This is a genomic window from Pseudomonas fluorescens HK44 (genome assembly GCF_000217955.3).
GTDB lineage: Bacteria > Pseudomonadota > Gammaproteobacteria > Pseudomonadales > Pseudomonadaceae > Aquipseudomonas > Aquipseudomonas fluorescens_AQ.
The window spans coordinates 409,543-424,185 of record NZ_AFOY02000004.1 but is presented as its reverse complement, the minus strand read 5'-3'; the positions used below and the strand labels follow the sequence as shown (position 1 = coordinate 424,185).

13 protein-coding genes and 2 pseudogenes are annotated in these 14,643 nt (G+C 60.6%); 8 read left to right on the top strand and 7 right to left on the bottom strand.

Annotated features, from left to right (window positions below):
* Positions 1-45 precede the first annotated feature (45 nt).
* The 4 genes from HK44_RS03935 to pabB all read left to right on the top strand — a co-directional run bounded on the left by HK44_RS03935 (position 46) and on the right by pabB (position 4,713).
* On the top strand, positions 46-585 hold the full coding sequence (locus tag HK44_RS03935; RefSeq protein WP_019689462.1) for an ATP-dependent zinc protease family protein: 540 nt from the start codon (positions 46-48) through the stop codon (positions 583-585).
* Between the two features lie 5 nt (positions 586-590).
* Positions 591-2,123 carry an inactive transglutaminase family protein gene (locus tag HK44_RS03930; RefSeq protein WP_019689461.1) on the top strand — a complete coding sequence of 511 codons (1,533 nt, stop codon included), beginning with the start codon at positions 591-593 and terminating at the stop codon, positions 2,121-2,123.
* Complete coding sequence (locus HK44_RS03925) at positions 2,123-3,109, top strand: alpha-L-glutamate ligase-like protein (RefSeq protein WP_019689460.1); 987 nt, start codon at positions 2,123-2,125, stop codon at positions 3,107-3,109. Before HK44_RS03930 ends, HK44_RS03925 begins: the two co-directional genes overlap by 1 nt.
* A 260-nt stretch (positions 3,110-3,369) precedes the next feature.
* Positions 3,370-4,713 (top strand): aminodeoxychorismate synthase component I, encoded by a 1,344-nt coding sequence (gene pabB, locus HK44_RS03920; RefSeq protein WP_019689459.1) that lies wholly within the window; start codon positions 3,370-3,372, stop codon positions 4,711-4,713.
* Between the two features lie 163 nt (positions 4,714-4,876).
* On the opposite strand, the gene thrH is transcribed toward pabB, so the two are convergent.
* The gene (gene thrH / locus HK44_RS03915; protein WP_019689458.1) at positions 4,877-5,494 is read right to left on the bottom strand and encodes a bifunctional phosphoserine phosphatase/homoserine phosphotransferase ThrH; all 618 of its coding nucleotides are present in this window, start codon (positions 5,492-5,494) and stop codon (positions 4,877-4,879) included.
* A gap of 174 nt (positions 5,495-5,668) precedes the next feature.
* Here thrH and HK44_RS03910 point away from each other — a divergent pair, with 174 nt between their 5' ends.
* A complete protein-coding gene (locus HK44_RS03910) occupies positions 5,669-6,403 on the top strand; it encodes a phosphoadenylyl-sulfate reductase (protein ID WP_019689457.1) in 735 nt (244 codons plus the stop codon).
* 140 nt (positions 6,404-6,543) lie between these two features.
* Here HK44_RS03910 and HK44_RS03905 read toward each other — a convergent pair.
* Positions 6,544-6,663, bottom strand: a pseudogene (locus HK44_RS03905) (LysR family transcriptional regulator); the annotation flags it as partial.
* Positions 6,664-7,632: 969 nt separating this feature from the next.
* On the opposite strand from HK44_RS03905, the pseudogene HK44_RS03900 reads away from it, so the two are divergent.
* The 3 genes and pseudogenes from HK44_RS03900 to HK44_RS03890 form a co-directional block, all read left to right on the top strand.
* A pseudogene (locus HK44_RS03900) lies at positions 7,633-7,962 on the top strand (ATP-binding cassette domain-containing protein); the annotation flags it as partial.
* Between the two features lies 1 nt (position 7,963).
* Positions 7,964-8,170: a hypothetical protein gene (locus HK44_RS03895; RefSeq protein ID WP_162174761.1), complete on the top strand. Its 207-nt coding sequence runs from the start codon at positions 7,964-7,966 to the stop codon at positions 8,168-8,170.
* A gap of 25 nt (positions 8,171-8,195) precedes the next feature.
* Positions 8,196-8,882, top strand: coding sequence for a nitroreductase (locus HK44_RS03890; protein WP_019689453.1), 687 nt, complete (start codon positions 8,196-8,198; stop codon positions 8,880-8,882).
* Positions 8,883-9,001: 119 nt separating this feature from the next.
* Here HK44_RS03890 and HK44_RS03885 read toward each other — a convergent pair whose 3' ends face one another.
* From HK44_RS03885 to HK44_RS03865, 5 genes are read right to left on the bottom strand one after another with little or no spacing between them, the layout of a single operon-like run.
* Positions 9,002-10,183 (bottom strand): acyl-CoA dehydrogenase, encoded by a 1,182-nt coding sequence (locus tag HK44_RS03885; protein ID WP_019689452.1) that lies wholly within the window; start codon positions 10,181-10,183, stop codon positions 9,002-9,004.
* A gap of 35 nt (positions 10,184-10,218) precedes the next feature.
* Positions 10,219-11,421, bottom strand: a complete 1,203-nt coding sequence (locus HK44_RS03880) for a 3-oxoadipyl-CoA thiolase (RefSeq protein WP_019689451.1) — start codon at positions 11,419-11,421, stop codon at positions 10,219-10,221.
* Entirely contained in the window at positions 11,418-12,938 is a 1,521-nt protein-coding gene (locus HK44_RS03875; protein WP_019689450.1) for a 3-hydroxyacyl-CoA dehydrogenase, read from the bottom strand. The genes HK44_RS03880 and HK44_RS03875 overlap by 4 nt, the downstream gene beginning before the upstream one ends.
* Positions 12,939-12,948: 10 nt before the next feature.
* The gene (locus tag HK44_RS03870) at positions 12,949-13,878 is read right to left on the bottom strand and encodes an electron transfer flavoprotein subunit alpha/FixB family protein (RefSeq protein WP_019689449.1); all 930 of its coding nucleotides are present in this window, start codon (positions 13,876-13,878) and stop codon (positions 12,949-12,951) included.
* Positions 13,878-14,627 (bottom strand): electron transfer flavoprotein subunit beta/FixA family protein, encoded by a 750-nt coding sequence (locus HK44_RS03865; RefSeq protein WP_019689448.1) that lies wholly within the window; start codon positions 14,625-14,627, stop codon positions 13,878-13,880. The genes HK44_RS03870 and HK44_RS03865 overlap by 1 nt, the downstream gene beginning before the upstream one ends.
* Between the last annotated feature and the right edge of the window lie 16 nt (positions 14,628-14,643).

The following is a 14,643-nucleotide window of genomic DNA, read 5'->3' as shown; positions in this document are numbered from 1 at the left end:
CCAGTCGCCTTGAACTGAAGAACGGACGGCACCGCGCCAGGATCTATGAGACTCAAGCCCTTCACCCTGTTGATCTGTCTACTCCTCTGCCTGCCAGGTCTCGCTATCGGGGGCGAAAAGACTGTGTACGGTCTCAACGAATACGCGCAGCTGGCAGGGATCGACCTGGAAGTCGCAGCCAAACTCGACACCGGGGCCAAAACCGCCTCCCTCAGCGCCCGTGATATCAAGCGCTTCAAACGCAATGGCGAATCGTGGGTGCGCTTTTATCTGGCCATCGACACCGCCCACTCGCACCCGATCGAGCGCCCTTTGGCACGCGTGAGCAAAATCAAACGCCGCGCTGGCGACTTCGATCCCGAGGAAGGCAAGCAGTACACCGCTCGCCCGGTGATTGAGCTGGACGTCTGCATGGGCACGGCGCTGCGCAGCATAGAAGTGAACCTGACCGACCGAAGTGCATTCCAATACCCGCTCCTGATCGGTTCCGAAGCCTTGAAACGCTTTGATGCGCTGGTCGACCCGAGTCTTAAATACGCTGCTGGCAAACCCGCCTGCGCCGTCGACGCTCATACCGCAGAGTAATGCCCATGCGCTCCCTTACCCTCCACCTGAAAATCCTGATCACCCTATTGGTGGTGCTGGGCCTTTCAGTGACGGCCTATCAGATTTTCGTGTTGGGCATTCCGGTGACCGAAGACGCCACCGACGATTTGTGGAACATCGACGCCAAGGTCGAGTTCGTCGCCAGTGCCAAGGACCCGGTCAAGATCCAGATGTTCGTGCCACCGCTGAGCCGCGACTATGTCAGCCTCAATGAAAGCTTTATCTCCAACAATTATGGCGTTGCGGTCAATCGCGTCGACGGCAACCGCAAGGTCACCTGGTCGGCACGTCGGGCCAAGGGCAACCAGACGCTTTACTACCGCCTGGTGCTGACCAAGCGCTACACCGGTGAAAAATCCAAAGTCAAAGGCCCGACCTTCCGCGACAGCATCGCCGTCGAAGGCCCGGAGAAAGTCGCCGCCGATGCCCTGCTCGCCCCGATTCGCCAGCACTCGGCCGACGTCGAGACCTTCATCGGCGAAGCGATCAAACGCGTCAACAACGCCAATGACGACAACGCAAAACTGCTGCTGGCCGGCGATCCGTCACCGGCGCACAAAGCGAAAATCGTCGAGTTGCTGCTGTCCATTGCCCACGTACCGATGGAAAAGGTCCACACCATCCACCTGGTCGCCGATCAACCGCAAACCCCGGAACTCTGGCTGCGCAGCTTCAATGGCACTGACTGGCTGTACTTCAACCCGGAAACCGGCGAGCAAGGCCTGCCCACCGATCGCCTGCTGTGGTGGACCGGCGATGACAACCTGATCACCGTCGAGGGCGGCAAGAAGGCCAACGTCACCTTCAGCCTGAACAACAGCGAAATGAACGCCATTCGCCTGGCCAAGCTGACCGACGAAAACACCGACGCCAGCTTTCTTGATTACTCGCTGTACGGCTTGCCGCTGCAAACCCAGCAAACCTTCATGATCATGGTGATGATCCCGATCGGCGTGCTGGTTATCCTGATCCTGCGCAACCTGATCGGCTTGCAGACCCTCGGCACCTTTACCCCGGTGCTGGTTGCCCTGGCCTTTCGCGAAACCGGGTTGGGTTTCGGCATTACGCTGTTTACAGTGATCACGGCGCTGGGGCTGTCGCTGCGCTCCTACCTTGAGCACCTGAAGCTGCAAATGCTCCCGAGGCTGTCGGTGGTGCTGACCTTCGTTGTGGTGCTGATTGCCGCCATCAGCCTGTTCAGCCATAAACTGGGGCTGGAACGCGGGCTGTCGGTGGCGCTGTTCCCGATGGTGATTCTGACCATGACCATCGAACGCCTGTCGATCACCTGGGAAGAACGCGGCGCCGGGCATGCGTTGAAAGTCGCGATAGGTACGCTGTTCGCCGCCTCTCTGGGACACCTGATCATGAGCATTCCGGAACTGATTTATTTTGTGTTCACCTTCCCGGCGATCCTGTTGATCCTGGTGGGCTTCATGCTGGCCATGGGGCGCTATCGCGGCTATCGCCTGACTGAGCTCATGCGCTTCAAAGCCTTCGTCAAGGCCGATTCGTAATGTTCGGTTTCTGGAAGACCTGGAAGGCCCTGCACGCCCGGGGCATCATGGGCATCAATCGGCGCAACGCTGACTACGTACTCAAGTACAACAAGCGCAGCCTGTACCCGATTGTCGATGACAAGATCATCACCAAGGAACGCGCGATCAAGGCCGGCATTCACGTGCCGGAGATGTACGGCGTGATCTCCACCGAGAAAGAAATCGAAAAGCTCGGCGAAATCATCGGCAACCACAACGACTTCGTGATCAAACCGGCGCAAGGTGCCGGCGGTGACGGCATCCTGGTGATCGCCGACCGTTTCGAGGGCCAGTACCGCACGGTTTCCGGAAGGATCATCAGCCATGAAGAAATCGAGCACCAGATATCCAGCATACTGACCGGCCTGTATTCCCTGGGCGGTCACCGCGACCGCGCACTGATCGAATACCGGGTGATTCCCGACCAGATCTTCAAAAGCATCAGCTATGAAGGCGTGCCGGACATCCGCATCATCGTGCTGATGGGCTACCCGGTGATGGCCATGCTGCGTTTGCCCACCCGGCAGTCCAGCGGCAAGGCCAACCTGCACCAGGGCGCTATCGGTGTCGGTGTCGACCTGGCCACCGGCCTGACGCTGCGTGGCACCTGGATGAACCGCATCATCGCCAAGCACCCGGATACCACTAACGCGGTGGATGACGTGCAACTGCCCTACTGGGACGGTTTCATGAAACTTGCCGCCAGCTGTTATGAGCTGTGCGGCCTGGGCTACATCGGTGTCGACATGGTGCTGGACCAGGAAAAAGGTCCGCTGATTCTCGAACTCAACGCGAGGCCCGGGCTGAACATTCAGATCGCCAATGATTGCGGGTTGACCACCCGTACTCATGCCGTCGAGGCACGCCTGGAAGAGCTGAAGGCCAGAGGGATTACCGAAACGCCGCAGGAGCGCGTGGAGTTTGTTCAGCACATGTTCGGGAATATCCCCTCGGCTGAAGACTAAGCCTTTGTGGCGAGGGAGCTTGCTCCCGCTGGGGCGCGAAGCGGCCCTAAAACCTGACAACGCAACCTTACAAGCAGAACACATGTGCCGGTTTTACGGCTGCTTCGCCCGAGCGCGGACCGGCCGGCGGGAGCTTGCTCCCTCGCCACAGGGTTTGCGCAGCCGTACATGATGTATCTCTTCCCCACATCCCCTCTAGGAGCAAATCCCGCAGAGGACTACAATCGCCACCCCGCCTCGATGGCTGATCTGCCCCGCCCATGTTGACCTGCTCCGTATACCCGCTTCCCTATCGCGCCAACCCCGCCGAGTATTTCGCGGCGATTCGTCATGCCCCGGGCAGCGTGCTGCTCGACAGCGGCCGGCCGAATGCCGAGCGCGGACGCTATGACGTACTCAGCGCCTGGCCACTGGCAACACTGGCGGTATCGCCTGACGAAACTGGCGGTGCTTTCCTGCAACGCCTGCGCGCCACGCTGGCCCGGCTCGGCGATGCAGCGATTCCTGCCCCCTACGAATTACCGTTCGCAGGTGGCTTGATCGGCTACCTCAGTTACGATTTCGGCCGTCACCTGGAGGCCCTGCCCTCCCAGGCTCACGATGACCTGCAACTGCCCGACGCGCGCTTCGGTCTGTATGACTGGGCACTGATCAGCGATCACCTGATCGGCAGCAGTCAGCTGGTGTTCCATCCCAACCTGATCGACACCGAGCGCCAGCGTCTGATCCAGCTGTTCAGCCAGCCCACGACTGCAGCGACTGCACCGTTCACCCTGAGCGGCGCCATGAGCCCCGACCTCAGCGCCAGCGACTATCAGCAGGCGTTTGTGCGTATCCAGCAGTACATCCAGGCCGGCGACTGCTATCAGGTCAATTTCGCACAGCGCTTTCGCGCACAATGCCAAGGCGATCCGTGGACCGCGTATTGCGCGCTGCGGGCAGCCTGCCCAACGCCGTTCTCTGGTTTCCAGAGTTTGCCCGACGGCGGCGCGGTGCTGAGCCTGTCGCCAGAGCGTTTCGTCAAAGTCAGCAAAGGCCACGTGGAAACCCGCCCGATCAAAGGCACTCGCCCGCGCGGTCAGAACGCCGACGAAGACGCGGCCAACGCCACCGAATTGCTGGCCAGCCCCAAGGATCGTGCGGAAAACCTGATGATCGTCGACCTGTTGCGCAACGATCTGGGCCGCACCTGCCGCATTGGCTCAGTGCGCGTGCCCGAGTTGTTCAGCCTGGAAAGCTACCCGAACGTGCATCACCTGGTGAGCAGCGTCACTGGCGAATTGGCTGACAACAAGGATGCCCTGGACCTGATCGCCGGCAGCTTCCCTGGTGGCTCGATCACTGGCGCGCCGAAAATCCGCGCCATGCAAATCATCGACGAGCTGGAACCCACCCGTCGTGGTTTGTACTGCGGCTCGTTACTGTATCTGGATGTACGCGGGGAAATGGACAGCTCGATCGCCATCCGCAGCTTGCTGGTCAAGGATGGTCAGGTCTGCTGCTGGGGCGGCGGCGGGATCGTCGCCGATTCGGACTGGCAGGCCGAGTATCAGGAGTCCATCACGAAGGTGAAGGTGTTGCTCGAAACCCTGCAAAACCTCTGATGCATGGCTGTTGTGGCGAGGGAGCTTGCTCCCGCTGGGGAGCGGAGCGCCCCCAAAACCTGACGCCGCGAATCTTCAGAAAGTTCGCGTGTACTGGTTTACGACTGCTACGCCCGAGCGCGGACCGGCCGGCGGGAGCAAGCTCCCTCGCCACAGTGTTCACTTACAAACTCAAATCACGGTTTGAAGCTTTGAGAAACTCCTGCTTCAGCTCGGCAAAGCTGTGCACCGCCGGAAACTGCGGGAACTCGCGAATCACGTTGTCTGGCGCGTGGAACAGGATCCCGGCGTCCGCCTCGCCCAGCATGCTGGTGTCGTTGTACGAATCACCGGCGGCAATCACCCGATAGTAGAGGCTCTTGAAGGACAATACCGACTGACGCTTGGGATCTTTCTGACGCAGTTGATAGCCCGTCACCCGCCCCGTGTCATCCGTAATCAGACGATGGCAAAGCAAGGTCGGGAAGCCCAGTTGACGCATCAGCGGCTGGGAAAACTCGTAGAACGTGTCAGAAAGAATCACCACCTGGAACCGCTCGCGCAGCCAGTTGACGAACTCGATGGCACCGTCGAGTGGCTTCAGGGTGGCGATCACTTCCTGAATGTCGGACAGCTTCAGGCCGTGTTCGTCGAGGATGCGCAAGCGCTGCTGCATCAGCACGTCGTAATCGGGAATATCCCGGGTAGTTGCCTTGAGGGATTCAATCCCGGTTTTTTCGGCAAAGGCGATCCAGATTTCCGGGACCAATACACCTTCCAGATCGAGACAGGCAATTTCCACAAGACACTCCCATTTGTACTGATTATTGAGTTGAGCGAGCAAAAGGACTGCCAAACTCTAGCGAGTCGTACCGACCGACGCAACGCAGACGAGCGCCCCTGTCGCCTCGGGTTTTTGCTACCATCGCCACTATATAGAGCGCTTAGCGCCACCGACCTGTAGGAAACCGCCCTGATGAGCCCATCGTTCGACGTCACTGAACTCGCCGCGACCTATGCCAACAAATCCGCCCAGGACATTCTCAAACTCGCCTTTGCCGAGTTCGGGGACGACCTGTGGATCTCCTTCAGCGGCGCCGAAGACGTGGTGCTGGTGGACATGGCCTGGAAGATCAACAAGAACGTCAAAGTCTTCAGCCTGGACACCGGACGCCTGCATCCGGAAACCTATCGCTTCATCGATCAGGTGCGCGAGCACTACAAGATCGAGATTGAACTGGTCTCCCCGGACCATACAAAGCTCGAACCGTTCGTCAAGGAAAAAGGCCTGTTCAGCTTCTACAAGGATGGTCATGGCGAATGCTGCGGCATCCGCAAGATCGAACCGCTGCGCCGCAAGCTGTCTACCGTCAGCGCCTGGGCCACCGGCCAGCGCCGCGACCAGAGCCCGGGCACCCGCAGTCAGGTTGCCGTACTGGAAATCGACAGCGCGTTCTCGACGCCAGAGCGCACCCTGTACAAATTCAACCCGCTGGCACAAATGACCAGCGAAGAGATCTGGGGCTATATCCGCATGCTGGAGCTGCCGTACAACAGCCTGCATGAGCGCGGCTTCATCAGCATTGGCTGTGAACCGTGCACCCGCCCGGTGCTGCCAAACCAGCACGAGCGCGAAGGTCGCTGGTGGTGGGAAGAAGCCACGCAGAAAGAATGCGGCTTGCACGCGGGCAACATCATCCAGAAAGCCTGATCCCCGCCCTGCAAAATCCCCCCTGTGGGAGCCACGCTCCCACATCAGCTCCGTGTCGTATGCAAAATGTGCAATCAATGGAGATCCCATGGGGGAGCGTGGCTTGCCCGCGATGGCAGCACCTCGGTCCTGCGCCAAGCTCAAACGGCGCTGAACCGCTGCGCCAATTGCTGCTCGGCAAACTGCTCGATGATGAAATCCACGAACGCCCGCGTCTTGCCGGGCAGCAGTTTGTGTTCGGCGTAGTAGATCGAGATATTGCGCTTCATGGTATCGGCGTAACGTTTGCACCGCCTGTTCCATCAACGGCTCGCCTGCCTCCATCTTTTCGCCCAAGCGCTGATCGCACCTGAAATCTCTATCCTTGGCCATCGTGTCTGCCGCTGCGTAATTGCATGGGTTTGACCACCCATTTGCATTGGACCTGACCAGTCAATTGCATCCGTGCTGACCAACCGTTTGCATTCGACTTGACCAGCACACGCCGTAGTGACGACCGGCAGAGAACGGCCGATTCTGTTGAAAAAGTCGCCCTAGCCTGACGACCAGTGCATTGAGCGTTGAAAACGCATTTTTGCACGCCGCTACGTGAAATCTGAGCCCTGAACCTTCTGCGCAGAACACAGATTTCAATCTCAGACGCGTACTTTTCTGCCGTGGAAACCGAAGCTGACTTTTTCAACAGAATCGGCCAGAAGCGGTCACTCCCATCCCTTTCAAAAGTCATAATGCACCTTCGGCTCACGCGTAGGTTGATATTCGAGTCGCCCCAATAATCCAGTAGGTACTCCGCCAAATTCGAGACAGCGGTTGCAAGCGAACTCTCCCGGACTACCCAATCTGATAAGTCCTCAACATCGCCCCTTCGCCTCTCCCCCCCTTTTTTGAATGCTTCAATGCAGGAGCCGTCCCAAACGCCCTCTCCACTCGTGCAACGGAATAGCTTCGGACTGCACGCACAAAAACAAAGACAATATATTGACATTAATAAATATCAAAGCGTATCGTCGAGCCCAACAACAAAGCACAAAAATAATGTCCGGCGTCTGTTCTGCCAAGAATCGAACCCTCGACATCAATGACAATATGATTACCTATACCCTTCCTTGTCTGCCTTCTGCGGCGCCGGATTGCACCCCACTTACCTGTACGCCAACCGATCAGGGTTGACCCAGGCACGCGCGGGGCTGTTCAGCCAGGCAAACCATCATCAGGCAGGAAGGAAAGCGATGAGCAATGTCATTCTCGAAACCCGGGGCTTGACCAAGAAGTTCAATGGCTTCACTGCTGTGGATTCGGTCAATCTTCAAGTGCGGGAGAGGCATATCCATGCCCTGATCGGCCCCAACGGTGCCGGCAAATCCACGGCCTTCAATCTGCTGACCCTCTTCCTGCCAGCCATCCGCGACGCGGATCTGTATCAAGGGCAAGCCATCGGCAAGCTGGCGCCCAGCAGGATCGCCCGCCTGGGGCTGGTGCGCTCCTTCCAGATATCGGCCGTGTTCGGCCAGATGAGCGTACTGGAAAACGTCCGCGTAGCCCAAGGCCGGGCACTCGGACGTGCTTGCTCAGTGCATGCTCGGAATGGGCTTGCTCGGCAGCCTGCTGCCCGGTTCGCGCCTGCGTCGCTTTGGCGTGCGCTTCCTGTCGCCCATTGCCCTGGGCGACCGTCCAACGCTTTACCAGAGCGACACCACTACCCGCCAACTGATACTCGCCAACGAGCACCATCGTATTCGAATCAGGGGCTACGCCGAACTCGACTGAACCGCGCAAAATCCGGAGACCCTTCATGCACGTAGATAACGCCATACGCTCACGCAAGTCGGTCCGCCGCTTCCTGCCCCTGGACATCTCGAAGCCGGTGATTGAACATATCCTCAAGGTAGCCTCCAGAGCGCCCAGCGGCAACAACGTGCAGCCGTGGCATGTCCATGTGCTATCCGGCGATGCCAAGCAGGCGCTGTGTGCCGATATCCTGACCCCCACCACCCAAGCCGGTCAGCATGATCCTGAATATCAGTACTACCCGAACAACTGGTTCGAACCCTATCAGGGCCGCCGTCGCGCGTCCGGTTATGGCCTGTATGAAGCGCTCGGCATCGACCGCAACGACCGGGAGGCGCGCGAGCATCAGCACCTGCGCAACTTTCACTTCTTCGAGGCCCCGGTCGGCCTGTTGATCAGCCTCGACCGCAGACTCAATACCGGCAGTTATATCGACCTGGGCATGTTCATCCAGAACATCATGCTCGCCGCTCGCGGCCAGGGCCTGCACACCTGCCCCCAGGCCGCGTTCGCCTGGTATCACCAGATCGTCCGCCGTCATGTGTCCCTGGCGGATGAGGACATCCTGGTGTGCGGCATCGCACTCGGGCATGAGGACCGCGACGCACCGGAAAACAGCCTGCACACTCAGCGCGAACCGGTCGCCGCTTTCACGTCCTTCCATGGTTTCCCTGAGCGCGTGCCAGGGTAGCCAGCTAGCCGAAATGAAAAAGGCGATGGTGTTATGACCATCGCCTTCTTTTTTTTTGGCTCGTCGTCACGTTCGGCCCGTCCGGCAAACAGACCGAAGCGGCTCCATTCAGGCAAACATCAGAAAAACGCCTGGATACCGGTTTGCGCACGCCCAAGGATCAACGCATGCACGTCGTGGGTGCCTTCGTACGTGTTGACCACTTCCAGATTGACCAGATGACGGGCCACACCGAACTCGTCGCTGATGCCATTGCCGCCCAACATGTCCCGCGCCAGGCGTGCGATATCAAGCGACTTGCCGCAGCTGTTGCGCTTCATGATCGAGGTGATTTCGACCGCGGCAGTACCTTCGTCCTTCATCCGCCCCAGGCGCAGGCAACCTTGCAGGGCCAGGGTGATTTCGGTTTGCATGTCCGCCAGCTTTTTCTGGATCAACTGGTTGGCAGCCAGCGGGCGACCGAACTGCTGGCGATCCAGCACGTATTGGCGCGCGGTGTGCCAGCAATCTTCGGCCGCACCCAGCGCACCCCAGGCGATGCCGTAACGCGCCGAATTCAGGCAGGTGAACGGGCCGCGCAGGCCACGCACTTCAGGGAAGGCGTTCTCCTCGGGGCAGAACACGTTGTCCATGACGATTTCGCCGGTAATCGACGCACGCAGGCCGACCTTGCCGTGGATAGCCGGCGCACTCAGGCCCTGCCAGCCCTTCTCCAGGACGAAGCCGCGAATCCGACCTTCATCGTCCTTGGCCCAGACCACGAAGACATCGGCGATCGGGCTGTTGGTGATCCACATCTTGCTTCCGGTCAGACGATAGCCGCCGTCGACTTTTCTTGCCCGGGTAATCATCGAGCCCGGATCGGAGCCATGGTTCGGTTCGGTCAGGCCGAAGCAACCTATGTAATGACCGCTGGCCAGCTTTGGCAGGTATTTCTGCCTGGTGGCTTCGTTGCCGAACTCATTGATCGGCACCATGACCAGGGATGACTGCACACTCATCATCGAGCGATAACCTGAGTCCACGCGCTCGACTTCCCGAGCGATCAGGCCGTAGCACACATAGTTCAGGCCACTACCGCCGTAGGCTTCGGGGATGGTTGCGCCGAGCAGGCCGGTCTCGCCCATCTCGCGGAAGATCGCCGGGTCGGTCTGCTCGTGACGAAAAGCCTCCAGAACCCGAGGCGCCAGTTTGTCGGCGGCGAACTGCTGGGCACTGTCTCGCACCATGCGCTCTTCTTCAGTGAGTTGCTGATCCAGCAGCAGCGGGTCGATCCAGTTGAAGCTTGCCTTGTTGGCCATGGGTATTTCTCCGGGTTCATTCTTGTGATGTTTTGTTAGTCGAGGCGTTCGATCACGCAGGCAATGCCCTGGCCCAGGCCAATGCACAGGCTGACCAGGGCGTAGCGCCCGTTGCTGCGCTCCAGTTGACGCACCGCGCTGTAGGCCAGACGGGCGCCGGAAGCGCCGAGCGGGTGACCGATGGCAATGGCGCCACCGTTGGGATTCAGGCGCGGATCATCGAAGGCCAGGCCCAGTTGCCTGGCACAGCCGAGTACTTGTGCGGCAAACGCCTCGTTGATTTCGATCAGGTCCATGTCGGCCAGGCTCAAACCTGCGCGCTGCAACGCCTTGGTGCAGGCAGGTACCGGACCGAGGCCCATCAGGCGCGGTTCGACACCGGCCACGGCGCCGGCCAGAATGCGCGCACGAGGCCTGAGACCCGCTTTCTCTCCAATGGCGCGCGAGCCAATCAGCAGCGCAGCCGCGCCATCGTTGATGCCCGAGGCATTACCCGCGGTGACAACGCCGCCTTCAAACAGTGGCCGCAGGCCCGACAGCACCTCGAAGTTACTTTGCGGACGCGGATGTTCGTCACGGTCGACGATCTTCGGTGGCTGCTTGCGCCCTTGCGGCACCTCGATCGGCAGGATTTCACCGGCCTGGAAGCCATCGCGCACGGACGCGTCGAACCGCGCCTGACTGCGAGCGGCATAGATGTCGGCTTCCTCGCGCGTGATGCCCAGTTCAAGGGCGACGTTGTCCGCTGTCTGCGGCATCGAATCGGCACCAAACCCGGACTCCACCTTCGGGTTGGGAAAGCGTGCACCGATTGTGCTGTCGTACACCTGAAAGTCACGGGACCAGGCGCTTTGCGCCTTGGCCACCACAAACGGCGCACGACTCATGCTTTCGACGCCGCCTGCAATGAACAATTCGCCCTCACCGGCGCGCACCGCGCGGGCAGTATCCAGCACGGCGGCCAGGCCAGAGCCGCACAGGCGATTGACGGTCAATCCGCCAACGGCCGTCGGCAGGCTGGACAACAGAGCGACATGACGCGCCAGGTTGCGCCCGTCCTCACCCGCCTGGCTGCTGCAGCCGGCAACCAAGTCTTCATAGTCGCGCACCTCGAACGGGTTACGCGCCACCAGGGCACACACCACACTGGCCAGCAGGTCATCGGGGCGCACATCGGCCAAAGCCCCGGCGTGGCGACCGAAAGGCGAACGCAGGCCATCGTAGATATAGGCACTCATGCTTGCTCCTCGGCGGTGGTCAGGGGTAGGCCGAGCTGGACCCGGCGTCGCAGCCAGGGGCTGACCCGATAGCGCGGCTCCTGATACAGCTCATGCAGTTGGTGCAGGATCTGCTGGATCTGCGACGCACCGTAATGGTCGCCAAAACCCAGCGGACCATAGGGGTAACCGAGGGCCAACTGCACCGCACGATCCAGGGTGGCGGGCTCGGCGATACGGCGCTGGGCGATCTCGCAGCCCAGGTTGACGATCCCGGCGAGCACGCGCTGGGCGATGAAGCCCGGCGAGTCATTGATGACCTCCACCGGCACGCCATCGGCGCCCAGGGCCTGGCGTGCCTGCGCCAGCACCTGCGCGTCGAGCGCCGGTTGGCGCATCAGTACGCGGCGCGTGTCGAAGCCGACAAAGGTCTCCAGCGCCAGGCTGCGTCGCGGCGGCAGTCGCTTGCGGGCGATCACGCTGCTGGCATCCTCGCCCAGCGGCGTCACCAGGCAGATGGCGTTCGCACTGGGCTGATCACCCTGTTCCAGCACCACGCCGGCGACAGACAGCACCGCCGCTATCCGCTCGCGCATTGCCGAGTCACCGCAGTCCAGCCAGAATGGCTGGGTGATGGCCACCTGCGGCGGCGCCTGCTGCGCTTTCTCGACCACACTGCCGTCCTGGTAGCGATAGAAGCCCTGCCCTGTTTTGCGCCCCAACAAGCCACTGGCCAGACGGGGTGGTACCAGCGCCGATGGGGTGTAGCGCGGATCCTGGTAAAACTGGGTGTGAATCGACTCCATCACCGCATGGGAGATGTCGAGGCCGACCAGGTCGAACAGCTCGAACGGCCCCATGCGAAAGCCGAGGCAGTCCTTGAGGATGCGATCGATTTGCGCCGGGGTGGCAATCCCCTCGCCCAGGATACGCAATGCCTCCGGACCGAAGGCCCGCCCGGCATGATTGACCAGGAAACCCGGAGAGTCAGGCGTCGTCGCGGCAAAATGTCCAGCGTGCCCGGCCAGCGTCGCCAGACGCTCGATCACCTGCGGGTCGGTCAGCTCACCGCGTACCACTTCGACGATCTTCATCAGTGGCACCGGGTTGAAAAAGTGAAACCCGGCCACCCGCTCGGGATGCCGGCAGGCACTGGCAATCAGGCTCACCGACAAGGATGAGGTATTGGTCGCCAGCACCGCATCGGCTCTGACCACTTGCTCCAGCGCGCGGAACAGCCCCTGCTTGGCGTCGAGGTTTTCAACGATCGCCTCGATCAACAAATCACAATCGGCCAGGGCCTCAAGGCTTACGGCCGGTCGCATGCAAGCCAGTGCGGTCGCCAGTGCTTCACTGCTCAACTTGCCCTTGGCTGCGGAGCGCTCAAGCAAAGCCCGGTTGGCTTGCAGCGCCTCTTCCGTCGCTTCGCTGCGGCTGTCATACAGCAGCACCGGAACGCCTGCGGTGGCGAACAACTGAGCGATCCCCCGGCCCATGGCGCCGCTTCCGATCACCCCGATTTGTTTGAAAGTATTCACAAGCACCTCCTCAGATCGCCCGTTCCAGTTCCGGCACGGCGTCGAATAGATCCGCCACCAGGCCGTAGTCGGCCACCTGGAAGATCGGCGCCTCTTCGTCCTTGTTGATCGCCACGATGACCTTGGAATCCTTCATGCCAGCCAGGTGCTGGATCGCGCCGGAGATGCCCACGGCGATGTACAACTGCGGCGCCACGATCTTGCCGGTCTGGCCGACCTGCATGTCGTTCGGCACAAAACCGGCATCGACGGCCGCGCGCGACGCCCCAACGCCCGCGCCGAGCTTGTCCGCCAGCGCATAGAGGTGTTTGAAGTTGTCGCCGTTCTGCATGCCACGGCCACCCGACACGACGATCTTCGCGGCGGTCAGCTCCGGGCGATCGGACTTGGCCAGCTCTTCACTGACGAAAGCCGACTGACCGCTATCGATGACCATGGCGAGCGTTTCGATGACGGCTTTGCCACCTTCGGCAGCAGCGGCATCGAAACCAGTACCGCGCACGGTGATCACCTTCACGACGGCAGATGATTGCACTGTCGCGATGGCGTTACCGGCGTAGATCGGGCGCTTGAAGGTATCGGCGCTTTCGACCGCGATGATCTCGGAGATCTGGTCGACATCCAGTTGCGCGGCAACCCGCGGCAGAATGTTCTTTCCGTTACTAGTGGCGGCGGCGAGGATGTGGCTGTAGCCCTTTCCAAGTTCGGCAACAAGAGGCGCGACGTTTTCCGGCAATTGGTGCGCATAAGCGGCGTTGTCGGCCAGCAGCACTTTCGTCACGCCAGCGACCTTGGCCGCCGCTTCAGCCACGACGCCCGCGCCGTGACCTGCGACCAGCACATGAATGTCACCACCGATCTGCTTTGCTGCGGTCACGGTATTGAGGGTGGCAGCCGCCAGCGCCGCGTTGGTGTGTTCAGCGATAACCAGGATAGCCATTAGATTACCTTCGCCTCGTTCTTGAGTTTCTCGACCAGTTCGGCCACCGACTTGACCTTGATCCCGGCGCTACGCGCGGCCGGTGCTTCGACTTTCAAGGTGTGCACGGTGCAAGCGCAGCTGACGCCCAGAGCGCTGGGCGTGAGCACCTCCAGCGGCTTCTTCTTGGCTTTCATGATGTTGGGCAGCGACGCGTAGCGCGGTACGTTCAAACGCAGGTCGGTGGTGACGATGGCCGGCAGTTTCAGGGCAACCGTCTGTGCGCCGCCGTCGATTTCGCGGGTCACCACAACGCTGTCGCCGCTGATGGCGACTTTCGAAGCAAAAGTGCCCTGACCGTAGCCGCTCAATGCAGCGAGCATCTGGCCGGTCTGGTTGTTATCACTGTCGATGGACTGCTTGCCGAGGATCACCAGTTGAGGCTGTTCCTTGTCGACAACAGCTTTCAATAGCTTGGCCACGGCCAGGGAAGTCAGATCTTCGGCAGATTCGACGAGGATGGCGCGGTCGGCACCCAGGGCCAGCGCCGTGCGCAGTTGCTCCTGTGCCGCGCTGCTGCCGATGCTCACAACCACAACCTCAGTGGCAATACCTTGTTCTTTCAGGCACACCGCTTCTTCCACGGCAATTTCACAGAAGGGATTCATCGCCATCTTGACGTTGGCCAGGTCGACGCCGGAGTTGTCCGCCTTGACGCGAACCTTGACGTTGAAATCCACCACACGCTTTACCGCTACCAGTACTTTCATAGTGTGTTCCCGTCTT

Coding starts and splice junctions, on each gene's coding strand:
- HK44_RS03935 (WP_019689462.1), top strand. CDS start 46: ATGAGACTCAAGCCCTTCACCCTGTTGATCTGTCTACTCCTCTGCCTG.
- HK44_RS03865 (WP_019689448.1), bottom strand. CDS start 14,627: ATGAAAGTACTGGTAGCGGTAAAGCGTGTGGTGGATTTCAACGTCAAG.
- HK44_RS03890 (WP_019689453.1), top strand. CDS start 8,196: ATGCACGTAGATAACGCCATACGCTCACGCAAGTCGGTCCGCCGCTTC.
- HK44_RS03870 (WP_019689449.1), bottom strand. CDS start 13,878: ATGGCTATCCTGGTTATCGCTGAACACACCAACGCGGCGCTGGCGGCT.
- pabB (WP_019689459.1), top strand. CDS start 3,370: ATGTTGACCTGCTCCGTATACCCGCTTCCCTATCGCGCCAACCCCGCC.
- HK44_RS03930 (WP_019689461.1), top strand. CDS start 591: ATGCGCTCCCTTACCCTCCACCTGAAAATCCTGATCACCCTATTGGTG.
- HK44_RS03910 (WP_019689457.1), top strand. CDS start 5,669: ATGAGCCCATCGTTCGACGTCACTGAACTCGCCGCGACCTATGCCAAC.
- HK44_RS03885 (WP_019689452.1), bottom strand. CDS start 10,183: ATGGCCAACAAGGCAAGCTTCAACTGGATCGACCCGCTGCTGCTGGAT.
- HK44_RS03925 (WP_019689460.1), top strand. CDS start 2,123: ATGTTCGGTTTCTGGAAGACCTGGAAGGCCCTGCACGCCCGGGGCATC.
- HK44_RS03880 (WP_019689451.1), bottom strand. CDS start 11,421: ATGAGTGCCTATATCTACGATGGCCTGCGTTCGCCTTTCGGTCGCCAC.